The organism is Paenibacillus sp. FSL R5-0486 (assembly GCF_037975155.1).
In the GTDB taxonomy this organism is placed as follows: Bacteria; Bacillota; Bacilli; order Paenibacillales; family Paenibacillaceae; genus Paenibacillus; species Paenibacillus amylolyticus.
The window spans coordinates 2,269,055-2,282,765 of sequence record NZ_CP150237.1; the positions used below are offsets into that span (position 1 = coordinate 2,269,055).

General features: G+C 46.7%; 15 protein-coding genes. 9 read left to right on the plus strand and 6 right to left on the minus strand.

Features of this window, described 5'->3' with window-relative positions; genetic code table 11:
- Positions 1 to 82: 82 nt before the first annotated feature.
- From MKY01_RS10260 to MKY01_RS10285, 6 genes are all read left to right on the plus strand, one after another.
- Positions 83 to 460, plus strand: a complete 378-nt coding sequence (locus tag MKY01_RS10260; RefSeq protein ID WP_017689426.1) for a YtxH domain-containing protein — start codon at positions 83 to 85, stop codon at positions 458 to 460.
- Between the two features lie 221 nt (positions 461 to 681).
- A complete protein-coding gene (gene racE, locus MKY01_RS10265; protein ID WP_036610949.1) occupies positions 682 to 1,491 on the plus strand; it encodes a glutamate racemase in 810 nt (269 codons plus the stop codon).
- 205 nt (positions 1,492 to 1,696) lie between these two features.
- Complete coding sequence (locus MKY01_RS10270) at positions 1,697 to 2,902, plus strand: M14 family metallopeptidase (protein WP_282322200.1); 1,206 nt, start codon at positions 1,697 to 1,699, stop codon at positions 2,900 to 2,902.
- 196 nt (positions 2,903 to 3,098) lie between these two features.
- Positions 3,099 to 3,356, plus strand: coding sequence for a hypothetical protein (locus MKY01_RS10275; RefSeq protein ID WP_036670081.1), 258 nt, complete (start codon positions 3,099 to 3,101; stop codon positions 3,354 to 3,356).
- A 142-nt stretch (positions 3,357 to 3,498) separates the two neighbouring features.
- Positions 3,499 to 3,801 (plus strand): heme biosynthesis protein HemY, encoded by a 303-nt coding sequence (locus tag MKY01_RS10280; protein ID WP_036609727.1) that lies wholly within the window; start codon positions 3,499 to 3,501, stop codon positions 3,799 to 3,801.
- A gap of 21 nt (positions 3,802 to 3,822) precedes the next feature.
- Positions 3,823 to 4,044 (plus strand): DUF1450 domain-containing protein, encoded by a 222-nt coding sequence (locus MKY01_RS10285; RefSeq protein ID WP_017689421.1) that lies wholly within the window; start codon positions 3,823 to 3,825, stop codon positions 4,042 to 4,044.
- 100 nt (positions 4,045 to 4,144) lie between these two features.
- Here the strand turns inward: MKY01_RS10285 and MKY01_RS10290 are convergent, their stop codons facing one another.
- A complete protein-coding gene (locus MKY01_RS10290) occupies positions 4,145 to 4,543 on the minus strand; it encodes a hypothetical protein (RefSeq protein ID WP_282322018.1) in 399 nt (132 codons plus the stop codon).
- 150 nt (positions 4,544 to 4,693) lie between these two features.
- On the opposite strand from MKY01_RS10290, the gene MKY01_RS10295 reads away from it, so the two are divergent.
- Together MKY01_RS10295 and MKY01_RS10300 are read left to right on the plus strand one after the other, a co-directional pair.
- Positions 4,694 to 4,975 (plus strand): hypothetical protein, encoded by a 282-nt coding sequence (locus MKY01_RS10295; protein WP_076209046.1) that lies wholly within the window; start codon positions 4,694 to 4,696, stop codon positions 4,973 to 4,975.
- Between the two features lie 174 nt (positions 4,976 to 5,149).
- A complete protein-coding gene (locus tag MKY01_RS10300) occupies positions 5,150 to 5,980 on the plus strand; it encodes an aldo/keto reductase (protein ID WP_315373057.1) in 831 nt (276 codons plus the stop codon).
- A gap of 354 nt (positions 5,981 to 6,334) precedes the next feature.
- Here MKY01_RS10300 and MKY01_RS10305 read toward each other — a convergent pair whose 3' ends face one another.
- The 4 genes from MKY01_RS10305 to MKY01_RS10320 all read right to left on the minus strand — a co-directional run bounded on the left by MKY01_RS10305 (position 6,335) and on the right by MKY01_RS10320 (position 11,016).
- A complete protein-coding gene (locus MKY01_RS10305; RefSeq protein ID WP_282322016.1) occupies positions 6,335 to 7,060 on the minus strand; it encodes a DsbA family oxidoreductase in 726 nt (241 codons plus the stop codon).
- Between the two features lie 82 nt (positions 7,061 to 7,142).
- Positions 7,143 to 7,571: a cytidine deaminase gene (locus tag MKY01_RS10310; protein WP_315373058.1), complete on the minus strand. Its 429-nt coding sequence runs from the start codon at positions 7,569 to 7,571 to the stop codon at positions 7,143 to 7,145.
- A 75-nt stretch (positions 7,572 to 7,646) separates the two neighbouring features.
- Positions 7,647 to 9,647, minus strand: coding sequence for an LTA synthase family protein (locus tag MKY01_RS10315; RefSeq protein ID WP_339286389.1), 2,001 nt, complete (start codon positions 9,645 to 9,647; stop codon positions 7,647 to 7,649).
- 214 nt (positions 9,648 to 9,861) lie between these two features.
- Positions 9,862 to 11,016 (minus strand): class I SAM-dependent RNA methyltransferase, encoded by a 1,155-nt coding sequence (locus MKY01_RS10320; protein WP_076249918.1) that lies wholly within the window; start codon positions 11,014 to 11,016, stop codon positions 9,862 to 9,864.
- A 239-nt stretch (positions 11,017 to 11,255) separates the two neighbouring features.
- Between MKY01_RS10320 and MKY01_RS10325 the strand changes: the two genes are divergently transcribed.
- The gene (locus MKY01_RS10325; RefSeq protein ID WP_036670998.1) at positions 11,256 to 11,888 is read left to right on the plus strand and encodes an O-methyltransferase; all 633 of its coding nucleotides are present in this window, start codon (positions 11,256 to 11,258) and stop codon (positions 11,886 to 11,888) included.
- A 185-nt stretch (positions 11,889 to 12,073) separates the two neighbouring features.
- Here MKY01_RS10325 and MKY01_RS10330 read toward each other — a convergent pair whose 3' ends face one another.
- A complete protein-coding gene (locus tag MKY01_RS10330; RefSeq protein WP_282322013.1) occupies positions 12,074 to 13,285 on the minus strand; it encodes an asparaginase in 1,212 nt (403 codons plus the stop codon).
- Between the last annotated feature and the right edge of the window lie 426 nt (positions 13,286 to 13,711).

A 13,711-nucleotide genomic window follows, 5' to 3' on the forward strand; every position in this document is an offset into this window, starting at 1 on the left:
GTAGGCATTCGCCCGGATGGCTGAGCGACAGACCGTTGCTTCTGATCCGGTACTTAAACAATAGTAAAGGGAGAGATGTGACGTGAAGGATTCTAACAAAAGTTTGTTGTGGGGAGCTCTTATTGGCTCCGTGGTTGGTTCAGTAACGGCATTATTGCTGGCGCCGAAATCGGGACGTGAACTTCGTCAGGATATTACAGAAGGTGCTCGTCAGGTATCGGAGAAAGGTCAGGAACTGGCTGGTATCGTGGGAGAACAAAGTTCGCAGATCGTATCCAAAGTTAAAGAGACCGCAGATGTTGTAATTCAGGATATTCAATCCTGGCGCAATTGCGCTGAAGGGAAAGAAATTCGCATATCGGCAGCCATTGTGGATAATGATATCGATAAAACAGTGGATGAACCCGGAATTGACATCGTAGCGAAGCTTCCTGCGGATGAGTCCAAGGACGACAACTAAGCAAAGCTTGGGATAAGCAGGCTTTCCTCTATTTAGAGGAGAGCCTGCTTTGTTGCGTGTCCACACATAGATGACGTAGCGCGTGGATTTAATTTGAACCCTGCGATGAAATCGGGTAAGATGTAGGTACCTTTTTGCCGGAATGTTCATACGGTAGGAAGAAAGCTCTGAGAAACAATCGTTTTGAGAACCAATTCAATGAAGAAGGAAGCGGTGTGTTCGTGCAGCAAGCAATCGCTATATTAGACTCCGGTGTGGGGGGATTGACCGTCGCCAAGGAAGTGATGCGTCAGCTCCCGCGGGAAAAGATCATTTATTTTGGGGATACTGCCCGGACACCGTACGGACCCCGTTCGTCCGAACAAGTAAAACAATTTACGGAACAAATCGTTGATTTCTTGATCCAATTCGATCCGAAGGTTATCGTTATCGCCTGTAACACAGCAACAGCAGCCGCGTTGGAGTATATCCGTGCCAAGGTGAATATGCCTGTCATTGGTGTTATACATCCGGGTGCGCGGGCCGCAATCACAGCGACACGTACAGGACGTATTGGTGTGATTGGTACCACGGGTACAATAGGTAGTGGGGCTTATACATCGGCACTCAAGCAGTTGTCCCCCTATATTGATGTGGTCAGTCAGGCTTGTCCGGCGCTGGTGCCGTTGGTGGAACAAGGTGAATTTCGTTCCGAGCACACGACACATACGGTGGAACAATCATTGGGCGAGATTAAACAACAGCCAATCGATTGTCTTATTCTGGGTTGTACGCATTATCCCTTTCTCATGGACACGATTCAGGAAGTTATGGGACAGGAAGTGAAGTTAATCAGTTCAGCAGATGAAACGGCACGTGAAATCAGTACAATTTTATATGATAAACGAAAGCTGGCCAGTGGGGATGAGACTCCGGTGCATCAATTTTTCTGCACGGGTGACCCGAGAATGTTCCAGAATATCACCCGTCGATGGTTGGGGGAGCAGATCTCCAAGACCCCTGTTGTCTGGCAGGTAACGCAATTATCATAGTTATATTAATGTATTTTGGCTGTGGACTATCCCGGAACTGTGAAGTTCCGGGATTTTTTGTCGTCATTATGCATTAACAGGAGATAAACATGATTCTTGTCACATGACGGACAACCTGACCTGCATACATATGTTACAGACACGAAATTGGTCAGAACTGGACAGGAGACCTGTCTTTTCCTGTGGAAAGGAGAACAACATGGATCTGCAGTGGATTATCGTTCAGCGGGGAGATACATTGCCGCGAATTGCGTCAGCACACCATATGACCAAAGAGTTACTTGCTGCACTAAACCCGGAAGTGGCTTCCCAGCCATACTTGCTGGCAGGTCAGATGCTGCGTATTGTCCCCGGGACAGATCGCAGATACGCTGTACCGCCTGGAGAAAGTGTAGGGGAGATTGCAGGGAGATTTGGTCTGGACGAAGAGTTGTTGCGCCAGGCCAATCCTGAAATTACCAATATAACCGACTGGGTTGGTCGCTGTATTCATATTCCGGCTTCGAATGGAAAAACTATTGTAAAGATTCAGGGAGAGTATGGTTATCGAGAATTAATCAGGGATATAGACAAGCTGGAGAATCAATACCCGTTTATTGAAACGGGTTCAATCGGAACAAGTGTCATGGGCAAGTCGCTGCCTTATTTGCGTATTGGGCAAGGGGCGAGACATATCCATGTTAACGCTTCCGTTCATGCGAATGAGTGGTTGACAACAGCAGTTCTGATGAAGTTTATTGAAGAGTATGCCGAGGCGTATGGTGCGCATAGGGCATGGCATCAATACCAGACAGAACGCTGGATGCAAGAGACGACACTCTGGGCCGTGCCGATGGTTAATCCGGACGGGGTCGAACTGGTTCAGGAAGGTGTGGTCAATCAGCATCCACATGCACAGCAGTTGTTGGCCTGGAATGCCGACAGATCACATTTCACCCATTGGAAGGCCAACATCAGAGGGGTGGATCTGAATGATCAATTTCCAGCCCATTGGGATGAAGAGGCAGCGAGAAGAGGTATAACCTCACCGGGCCCCAGGGATTATGCGGGGACAGCGCCATTGACAGAACCGGAGGCACAGGCGCTTGCGCAGTGGACGCAGCAACATACATTTGATGCGGTTGTATCCCTGCATAGTCAGGGACAGGAGATCTATTGGAACTACCGTGACCTGGAACCCAGGGAGAGTGGACCGCTGTCGCGTAGACTCGCCAAAGCTTCCGGCTACAAGGCGGTGAAGCTCGGTGGCAGTGATGCCGGATACAAGGACTGGTTTATTCAAGATTTCGGTAGACCGGGCTTCACGGTAGAAGTTGGATTGGGTGTTAATCCGCTTCCCGTAGAACAGTTTGATGATATTTGTATAGAAGTGGGAATGTTGCTGGCTGAACTGTTATCCAATGGACAATGAGGCAAGACCCTGAATTATGATGGTGTGAAACTTAACAGTAGATCATTCGTATAACAGGAACGGACGCTATGAGCGACGTTCCGTTTTTATTATTTTTTATAATGGCATGTTACGTCATTCGTTCTGAATGGTTTTCGAACGGGTAATGATGGATGTGCCTTTTCGGCGACATATATAATTATACGGAGGGATTCAAATGAAGTGGAGAAGACTGCTGTCGTTCAAACGATGGACACAAGTTTTCAAAAGGCTCCCCCGGCTGCTCCGGGCTCCGCAGATTCCTTTGGGAGAAAAGCTGTTGTTTATTATTCCAGCGCTGTTGTACTGGGTACTTCCTGACGTAATGCCGTTTATGCCCATCGATGATATCGGGGTCACTTTGATTCTGATGAACTGGTTTGTAAGCCGGGCAGAACGTAAATATCCTGTGCTTCAGGAGGGGACACCTTCTTAATTTGCGGCCCGATGGATCATTTTAACATTGAATTCGCATCAATGTTATTGCGAAGAGCGGTAACTTTCTTTACAATAGATGCTGTAGTTTAAGAATGCTGAAATTGTTGAAACCTGCAATTACAATATAGGAGATGAAGAGAATGAACTGCAAAATTACGCGTAATGCTGCTAAAGTATTGAAGCTTGAATTGGACAAGCCGGAGAACGAAGGGAAAAAACTGCGCGTTGTCATCACCCATGCACATGGTGACCATGCTCACTACGGCCTGGATATCGACACACCAAAAGAAAATGATACAGTTGTATCTACCGATAAAGAGATTGATGTCATTCTCGCGAATGATCAGCCTTTGTTGAACGGTGTTAAAATTGACTACCTCTACTTCCCGGAAGAGGGATTTGTTATTACGAATCCGTCCCAGGGTAATCACGGCGACCACTAAGGGCGCGAAGAAGGGGAACTCATGGCTAACGATATCCGCGTATGCGAAAAGTGTAATCATGTCCGACTGAAATCGATTGTGCCCAAGTTGCAGAAAATGGCTCCAGACACGGAGATCAAGATTGGGTGCAAATCCTATTGCGGTCCTTGCGCGAAACGTGCATTTGTCTTTATTAATGGTCGGTATATCAGTGCGCCGACAGAAGAAGAAGTGCTCGCCAAAGTCGCAAAGTTTGTGAAGTAGTAGGATATAACAAGGTGAGTGGAGAAAACTGTCCACACATCAGAAAGGAGGGGCTACGTGCCTCTCCTTTTTTGCGTTTGGGTAGCGGTGAAAGGGTGTGTTACTCCATAGCACCTTTGACCAACTCAGTAATTTGGAAGGTATCTTCTCGAATTTCAATGGCAATGACGGTCGTATCCTTTTTCAGAAAATGTACATGTCCCAGCCGTTCTTCTTCCAATTCAACCCATCCTGTATCCGCTAACTTTTGAAAATAATCCAATGGCGGGTAGAGTCCTTGCTCCCCTCCAATATGTTTCAATTCATACATCACGCCTTCTTTAATGTTTCGATTGCCTGAATCAGTTATGATTTTAATGAGCTTCGCATTGCTTGGGACTGGGATGTCTGGGTTCATGGATGACGCTGTATATCCTTCTATCTCGTATGTAGCAGGAGTGCAGCCCTGTACCCAAATGAGCAAGGGCAACATGCAAAGTGTCAGTAATATTTTCTTCAAATGAATTCCTCCTGATTCGGCATGATTATGTAATAAACGTAGCGTAATCAACTAAAGTTACGATAAAAACACAAAAGAAGAATAAGGAAGGCTTGTGTTATCCATCCTAAAGGGGTAACAGGAACATGATAATCCCAAGGAGGAATACTCATGCCGAAGCGTTATGATTCCAGTTTGCAAGCCGATACCACCGTATCTCAGGCGCAAAATGCGGTGAACAAGCTTCATTATGCTGTATCTCAGGCCATGTCTCATCCGACGGCACAGACCATTGTACAGGCGGAACGACGTCTGGCACACACGGAGCAGGCGATGCGACAAGCAGAGCTTTCACTCGGAGGGCAAGGTGTTGAGTTGGCAGAGGAAATGTTCATCGAGGAGAAGAGAAGATTGAATTCAATCCAGAGTCAGCACGGTCAAGGGAATTTATAACGTTCCTGTCACATCAGAACCCGCAGGGCAGCAATGCTTTGCGGGTTTTTCATATCTTTTGCAAAGACTCTGGGTCCATGGGGTTACTCCGACAGTATGTCGAATGGTCGCTTAAAATTCTGTGAGAAGGTTAATAGAACAAGAGCAGGCAAAATTCCATACGGGAGGTACAGAATGACAAAACATATTACAGATTGTACGATTCTGAACAACGGAGTAACGATGCCATGGCTAGGATTTGGAACATATAAAGCAAAAGGTAAGGAAGTACAACAGGCGGTTGAGACCGCTTTGGAGGTTGGATATCGTAGTATTGATACCGCGTCCATCTATGGCAATGAGGAAGAAGTGGGACAAGCTATTGCAAGCAGTGGTGTTGCCCGTAACGAACTGTTTGTGACAACCAAGCTCTGGAACGAGGATCAGGGATTTGATTCAACGTTGAGAGCATTTGAAGCCAGTCAGAAGGCACTTGGATTGAATGTGATTGATCTTTATTTAATTCACTGGCCTGGCAGAGATCAGTACAAGGAGACGTGGAGAGCATTCGAACGTCTATATAGCGAAGGAAGCATCCGTGCGATTGGTGTGAGTAATTTTCAAGTACATCATTTGCAAGATATCATAGATGAGGGTGGAACGGTACCTGCGGTTAATCAGGTAGAGTTGCATCCGGGTCTGATCCAGCAGGAACTGCAGGATTTCTGCGGGGCGCAGGGAATTCAGTTAGAGGCTTGGAGCCCGATCATGAAAGGCAAGCTGAGCCAAGAGTCTACCCTCAAAGCGCTGGCCCAGAAATATGGGAAAACACCAGCACAGATCATTCTGCGCTGGGACATTCAGAATCAGATTGTGACGATTCCGAAGTCGGTTACCCCGGAGCGTATTCGTGAGAATGCGGACATCTTTAACTTTGAATTGACACCGGATGAGTTGAGACAGATTGATGCACTGGATTCGGATAAGCGGACGGGTCCACATCCGGATCAACTGTTCTGGGATTAAGTGGGTGGCGCTAATTGAATATAAGTGTTTGATGAACTACTTGTGATTGTTCCGGTTACGGAATCGTTCTTCGTGGGTTTAAGATGTAGCATAATCGGTCACGCTAAGACACTACTTGTGCAGAACAATCTTTCGATCGCCGTTATCCCCGGATTTTTTTGAAATTCCCTGTATCAAGGGAGAAATCCGGTGATAAATGCGAGCGCTCCGCTTCTCCAGCTTTTTTCTGCCCACTCCGTTATCGTGAAAATTACAAATCCATCTTTAGATTTGGTGGGTAATTAAGAAGTATAAGAAAAAGCAGCCGGATCGGGAAATATCCCTGATCCGGCTGCTTTTTGTGTGTGAATTGGCTTAATTTTTTTTCGGGACTTCGCATCCGTCATCTGTGCAGATGCCACTGCCGTCTGTTTCTGTTGTGTTGGATTCAACCATGGTGAAAGGGGAACGGTCGTCCCATGCTTTTTGAATGGCATCCAGGAACACCTCGTCAGGCTGAGCGCCCGACACGGCGAACTTACGGTCGAATACAAAGAACGGTACACCGCGGATACCAAGTTGCTCTCCTTCTGCTTGGTCAGCACGGACATTGTCGGTGAATTGATCACTGGACAGCACTGCCGTAGCTGCGTCTCGATCCAAGCCGACTTCTTCTGCTAACTGAGCCAACACTTCAGGGTCGCCGGAGTGTTTACCTTCAATAAACACAGCTTGGAATATCCGTTCACTCAGTTCAAGCGCTTTGCCTTGTGTATCTGCCCAGTGTGTCAAGCGGTGAGCTGAGAAGGAGTTTGTAGGGATCATGGCATCGATATTGTATTCCAGTCCTGCCGTACGAGCATTGGCATTCATCTGGGCATTCATACCTTTGGCCTGTTCCACGCTCATATTATATTTGGCAGCCAGATATTCCGAATTGGTTTTGCCTGGGTTCAATGCAGCGTTTGGATCAAGCTCGAAGCTTTTGAATTGCAGCTTCACTTCATCACGGTGTGGGAACTGTTCCAGTACATTCTCCAGGCGGCGTTTACCGATATAACAGAAAGGGCACAGGAAATCAGACCATATCTCAATATTCATTTTATTAAAACCTCCATCATCCTTTTAGTTGAAACTAATATGGTTACAATTATAAAGCCACTTTCTATAATTCGCAAGGAGATTACTTTTTATCCCGATATGCCTTGGACCAATGGTACGGTTGGATCTCATCCAGTCTCTTGAAGACCAGTTTGCCAGAAGGATCGTAAACGGCAGCTTTAACTTCTTCACCCCAGTAAAATAATCGTTCCTGGCATACACCGCAAGGTGTAAGGACCTTAAATTCTGAATGCTCATCATCACGAGCGATACAGAGGGAGTGGGTGACGCGTTCGTTCAATTTGTGGGCTTCCAGATAAGCTCCTGTTTCCATACACAGATGCGTGGCATCGTTGATGACCTCTGGAGCTACACTAATCAGTAGGGAGCCAGCTTCGGTATAGACGGCACCCGCACCGCCCCATCCCTGAGGATAACGTTGCTGCACAAATTTTGCGGCTGCATCGAACAATTTCTGTTCAATATTGAGTGGTTCAGTGTGTGATGTCATGTAATGAGAGTTCCCCTTTTTAAATCCAATTCAATTCATTTCGTGTAATTGTTTAGCTTGTCATTACGATATTGCTCATTGCGATGTTGCTGTTGAACTGTCTTCCTCTCGAAAGCGCTGAATCAAATCATAGGTAATGACCGTGTCCGAGACATGCAATCGCTTGGCTGCTTCATCATGACCGGGGCGGCAAGCATTGATATCTGTTTTGTCACGTGTGGACAGGTCATAACAAGCGCCATTCTCATAGATATAGTCATCCGATGGAATGTAGAATACAGAACCATCCGAGAATGCACCATTACGCAGCACAACCGTACGTGCAGAACCGTCATATACGTCGTTACCCATATGATAATAGGACTGGTCGGACATGCCGAGTAGATGCAATACGGATGGCGTGATGTCCAGTTGTCCCGAAGGTTCGTCGATGGTTCCGGCATCTGCTCCGTCCGGTAAATGCACGAGCAGGGGAACCTCGTTCATGATCTGTGCCATATCCAGTTCGTTCAGCGAACGTCCCAGGAACTGTTCGTATTGTGATTGTTCCTTGATCGAGTTGTCGTGGTCTCCGTAGAACATAAAAATGGTATTTTCCCATAATCCCCGATTTTTCAGATCCTCCACCATCTTGCCGAGCGCCGAATCCACGTAATGAACGGATTGCAGATAATCACCGAACATCGTTCCCTGGAACTCGCCTACATCCAGTTGCTGCTTCTCTTTTGGCAAAGCATACGGATGGTGGCTGCTGAGTGTAATGAGGAAGGAATAGAATGGTTCGGTCACCTCACTGCTCATTTTCTCAACGGATTGGCGGAAAAAGGATTCGTCAGACAGGGACCAGCCAAGCGGGTCATCCTGTGCAAAATCATTTTTACTATAAAACTTGTCGTACTTCATGTTCTGATACATCGTATACCGATTCCAGAATCCACTCTCATAAGCGTGAAATACATTGGTGCTATACCCGTTATCCTTCAGAATGGAAGGAAGGGAATCATACGTATGGTCTGCATATCGTACAAAGGCTGATCCAACCGGAAGTGGATGTAGGGAAATATTTGCTCCAAAATCGGCATCAGACGTTCTGCCCTGACCTGTCTGGTGATAAAAGTGACTATAATACTGGCTTTCCTTCATCAGTTCGTTGAAATGGGGCGTGATCTCCTGACCGCCAATGCTCTGGCCAATCATGAAGTTCATAAAAGCCTCACCCTGGACAATGATCACATTGCTGTCTTTATATTTACCGAACAAGGCATCGTTCTGCGGTTCAGCTCCCTGCCTTTCGGCGAAGAATGCCTTTGCTTGTTCAACATCAGCGGGTTCAGCCTGCGGCCCGGAGCCGATATGGTCTTTGGCAAAGTTGTACAGATCATAACCGTGAAAAGCGAGCAGTCCGGTCACATTGTACATGGATACATTCCACCAGTTGTTATCGAACAGGCCTTTGGCCCATGTTTTGCTGTAGAAATAAATCGGGCCAACCGCGAGGCCGAGTCCCAGCACAAGGGCGATGCTGCCAGCCGTGAGACGGCGGCGCAACCGTGCCTTGCCATCGTTATACGAATAACTCCCGTAACCAGTAACAGACGTACTGGAGTGCTTCGAACGGTAACGTCTGCTGAACAGTACGATAGCTGCGAACGGAATGACGACAAGCCAGTCGGCAAAGAACCAGAGATCACTTGTGTAGATCAGTGTAGCGATGCTGTCACCCAATGCGTCAACTTGTCTCGCCTGCAACAATACCGGGATGGTCAAGAAATCCTGGAAATAGCGATAATACACCATATCGGCGTAGATTAGTGCGGTAAGCAGCAGGTTAAGTACGGCGAGAGACAAGATCATGCCTCTACGTGGCAGCAACCAGGTCCAGAAGGACAAGAGTAGTAAAGACCCTATAGCGATGACTTTATCCAGCAGTCCCATCGTAATGTTATAAGCGTGAAGATTGTGATGGAGCCACATGAGTTTGAGCAGCATGAGCACAAGAAAAATAAGATATAACGTTAATGGATGATTTAGAAGCCCGCGTGGCATGGCACTGCGCGTAGGCCGAGTGACAACCATATGTATGTCCCCCTTGCTTTTGTTGTTTTGTAATCGGAATGTAAAATAGGGCTCCATCCATTATAGCGTGGCCTCATGTGTTTTCAACTATGCCTCAGGGAGAATTGAATCTTGTCCAGCCGAAGACCGAAGTCGGTGAATTCATATGACCAGAAAAGCGCACAAAAAAAGCGCCCCGGCCATGAATGGCAGGAGCACTTTAGATTCGAAATAATTATGAAGATTGTGGTGTTTTATTTCGTGGGGGCAGTGGGCCCAAATACTGATAGTACTGGGTTTCAATTCGTCCGTTGAACAACTTGCGACGCTTGTCTGCCTTATGACCGAAATACTCCTCGAAAGCTTTGGTTGACGTGATTGCAAAAAAGGACCATGTTGGCATGTCGAGGTAACTGCGCCCTAATGAGCGGAGCAACTTCTGAACTTCTTTTTCTTCACTTAAACGTTCACCATATGGGGGATTGGTAATGATAACACCATATTCACCCTGTGGTCTTGCGCGATGAGCGGGCAGGACGCTGACTTCAATATCTTTGGCGAACCCAGCACTTTTGATCGCTGCCATAGCAACTTCAATCGCTTCCGGATCAATATCGCTACCTGAAATTTGTAACGGGATATCGTCACGAACAGCATCAAATGCTTCTTCGCGCGCCTGTTCCCATAATTCTTCAGGAATGACAGCCCAGTCCTCTGAGTTGAAGGTCCGACGAAGTCCTGGTGCAATGTTCCAGCCGATCATAGCGGCTTCGATCAGCATTGTGCCTGATCCACAGCATGGGTCATAGAATGGACGAGATACATTCCAGCGACTGAGCTGAATAAGAGCGGCAGCAAGTGTTTCTTTGAGTGGCGCTTCGGTGACGAGTTTACGATAACCCCGTTTATGCAGACCTGGTCCCGTTGTATCTAAAGTAAGCAGGGCGCGATCGTTCAGCAGAATGACCTCAATCACATAACGAGATCCATCCTCTGGGAACCACTCTGTGTCATAAGTCAGCTTCAGTTTCTCTACGATTGCTTTTTTCACGATCCCTTGTGATGCAGGCACACTGCTTAACTGGGATTTTTGAGAACGACCCTCTACAGGGAATTCGCCGTCGGCAGGAATCCACTCTTCCCAAGGCAACGCTTTGGTGCCTTCAAACAATTCGTCGAAAGTCGTGGCAGGGAATTCACCCATTTTCACCAATACACGATCCGAACTTCTCAGCCACAGGTTACAACGGCAAATATCAATATAATCTCCTGTGAAGAAAACCCGGCCATTGTCGATCGTAACATCTTCATACCCCAGTTGTTTCAGTTCCCGGGCAACAACAGCCTCGAGTCCCATCGCCGAGGTTGCAATCAATTGCAATTGAGCCATGTGATTCATTTCAACTCCATTTCAAGCTGGAGAAGGGAAATCCTTCTCTCTGCTGTATAGTAACGGTGCGGCCTTGCCGCTTTCCGTGAAAAAACTTACAATGAGAAATGCGGTGAACGTATGCACGCCTCTTTCGAAGTGATGCATCAGTCAACCGCCTGTGTTGATAACAAACATTTATTATAGAACATTGGCATCCATATGGAAAGCAGTCCAAGTGTCCAAGGAGGATTTTAGTGGTGAATCTGACCCCTGATGAATATGTAAATCAATTATTTCAAGAGGATGAGCTTTTGCTGAAAGTGAAAGAGGCCATCCGTTCGAACGGTATGCCGGAAGTTTCGGTTGCGGCGGCATATGGACGATTGCTCACGTTTCTAGCGAAGACATCCAAAGCAGAAGCTGCGCTCGAAATCGGCGTGCTGGGCGGTTACAGTGGGATCTGCATTGCGCGTGGTTTGCGTGAGAATGGAACCCTGACTTCGCTGGAACTGAAAGAGGAATATGCGGCAATGGCGCGTGGTCATCTGGAGGAAGGTGGTTTTGGCGAAAAGGTGGAGTACCGCATTGGCCCGGCGGCAGACAGCCTGGAGCAATTGGAGCAGGAAGGTCGCACATTTGATTTCTTCTTTATTGATGCAGATAAGGAGAATTATCCGGTATATCTCGATTATGCCATCAAGCTGGCTCGGCCAGGTGCTGTTATTGTTGGTGATAACTGTTTCCTGCGTGGTCGTACACTGAATCCGGACAAGCAGGGCCCGGCCGTGCTGGCTGTTCGTCGTTTCAATGAACAGATGGCAAGTGACCCGCGTCTGGTGACGACCATGTTGCCGGATTACGATGGGCTGGTACTTGCCTGGGTGAAGTAAAAGTGGATATTTCCTAAAGATAAGACTCCGATGGAACACGATCTCACGCTTTTATGTTTGTGAGAGGGATCGTGATTCTGTACGGAGTTTTCTAAAAAATACACAAAGAAGAGACGACACACCTTGAATCACAGGGAGTATCGTCTCTTTCTTTGTATTTACAGATATCGTTGTAGTAGTTCGATTTATACTTCAGGTGTTCCGTACGTTTCAAACCATTTTTTGATGGTGTCAAAATCATCACTGAAGGACAGGCCCAGCATCAATAATACACGAGCTTGTTGTGGACTCAGGTTGTCGCCTGCAATGATACCTTTGCCACCGCCATATACACTTCCTGAACCCGTCCGAGTGGTGGTCACAAAGATGACACCTTCTTCAATGGCTTTGGTACGAGCTTGTCCCATAGCTCTGGAGATACCGCCAGCTCCGGTACCGGAAGTCACAATTCCTTTGGCACCGCTGCTCACGAATCCTTCAATGGCTCCGCCGCCAGCTTCTTGATACGAGATCGCAATTTCTACTTTGGCCAGATCTGCCTTTGTGATTTTACTTAGATCAAATACGGGCTTTGCTGTGCCTTCAGGTTTCAAGGCACGTGCAGGAGCACGGTAGATTCGGATATTTTCTTCATCAATATATCCTACAGCGCCGAGCATCGGCGTTTCAAACGTATCTGTCCGATAATCATTTGTCTTGGTTACACCACGAGCAAGCTGGATTGTATCATTCAACATGAGTACTGTGCCAAATGAAGTGGTACGACCACTGCCTGCAAGTTTGATGGCGTTGTACAGATTGGCTTGAGCGTCAGAACCGATGACGGTCCATGGACGCATGGAGCCTGTGATCACGACAGGTTTGTCACTCTGAACCGTCATATCGAGGAAATAAGCGATTTCTTCCATTGTATCTGTACCCGTGGTAACGACAACACTGTCATACGTTGCCAGAGCTTTGTCTACCGTCTGCGACAAGTCATAGAGGTCGGTCATGCTATAGGAACCTGAACCTGAGTTTCCGAATTGGAGCGTGCTAACATCGGCAATCTTCTGTTTATCCGGTAAGGCGTCTACCATCTCTCCAATGGGAAGCGTGCCTGCCTTGTAATTCTGGAAGCTGGTGGCATCCTCGGATTGACCAGCAATCGTTCCGCCAGTTCCGATCACCAATACATTAGGAAGTGCAGATTGCTTGGAAGAGTCTGGTATTGCAGGGATGGAAGTGTTACGAGCTGGAGTAGTAGTTGCTGTCTGAACAGCACCTGTTGTGCCTTTCACCTCTACCGTAGCTGCGTGCGCGGCGTAGGTTCCAATGGGGGACAACGAGATGGTCAATGCTGTTAAAGCTACGGTACTCCATACGGCCCAGGGACGAAGATTGGATGTTTTACTCATGAATAGCACTCTCCTTCAAGTAAGTGTGATGTTAAGTTTGTTAAGAAGAATATGTATACCATTTCAAATTGATTGTATTTTATGTTAAGTAATATGACAAATATAGATAACAATAGAGTAATCGGTTACATTCATAGATAATGAGAGTAAAATGATTGTTTATAAGGAATTATGAAAGATTATTCATTTTGATTAGAGATAGAAAAGAAGCGGTTTTAGTATTTTTGAAGGAAAATAAGCTCTTTTAATGTTAGTTAACATTACATAATGAGTCTTTTGTCCTGATAAAATGAAGCATTTAATAAAAGAATGTCGAATTGGGACTCATATCAGAAGTAGGTAACAGAATGAGAGGATGATAGTAACGCATATTAGGTAATGGGGCTCAATTACGGTCTAAAGAGTGGTTTCGTTATAGAGTTATGT

Excerpts from the sequence above, each read along its gene's own strand:
- MKY01_RS10275 (WP_036670081.1), top strand. The coding sequence starts at position 3,099 with ATGAAGTGGAGAAGACTGCTGTCGTTCAAACGATGGACACAAGTTTTC.
- MKY01_RS10280 (WP_036609727.1), top strand. The coding sequence starts at position 3,499 with ATGAACTGCAAAATTACGCGTAATGCTGCTAAAGTATTGAAGCTTGAA.
- MKY01_RS10285 (WP_017689421.1), top strand. The coding sequence starts at position 3,823 with ATGGCTAACGATATCCGCGTATGCGAAAAGTGTAATCATGTCCGACTG.
- MKY01_RS10295 (WP_076209046.1), top strand. The coding sequence starts at position 4,694 with ATGCCGAAGCGTTATGATTCCAGTTTGCAAGCCGATACCACCGTATCT.
- MKY01_RS10300 (WP_315373057.1), top strand. The coding sequence starts at position 5,150 with ATGACAAAACATATTACAGATTGTACGATTCTGAACAACGGAGTAACG.
- MKY01_RS10305 (WP_282322016.1), bottom strand. The coding sequence starts at position 7,060 with ATGAATATTGAGATATGGTCTGATTTCCTGTGCCCTTTCTGTTATATC.
- MKY01_RS10310 (WP_315373058.1), bottom strand. The coding sequence starts at position 7,571 with ATGACATCACACACTGAACCACTCAATATTGAACAGAAATTGTTCGAT.
- MKY01_RS10315 (WP_339286389.1), bottom strand. The coding sequence starts at position 9,647 with ATGGTTGTCACTCGGCCTACGCGCAGTGCCATGCCACGCGGGCTTCTA.
- MKY01_RS10320 (WP_076249918.1), bottom strand. The coding sequence starts at position 11,016 with ATGGCTCAATTGCAATTGATTGCAACCTCGGCGATGGGACTCGAGGCT.
- MKY01_RS10330 (WP_282322013.1), bottom strand. The coding sequence starts at position 13,285 with ATGAGTAAAACATCCAATCTTCGTCCCTGGGCCGTATGGAGTACCGTA.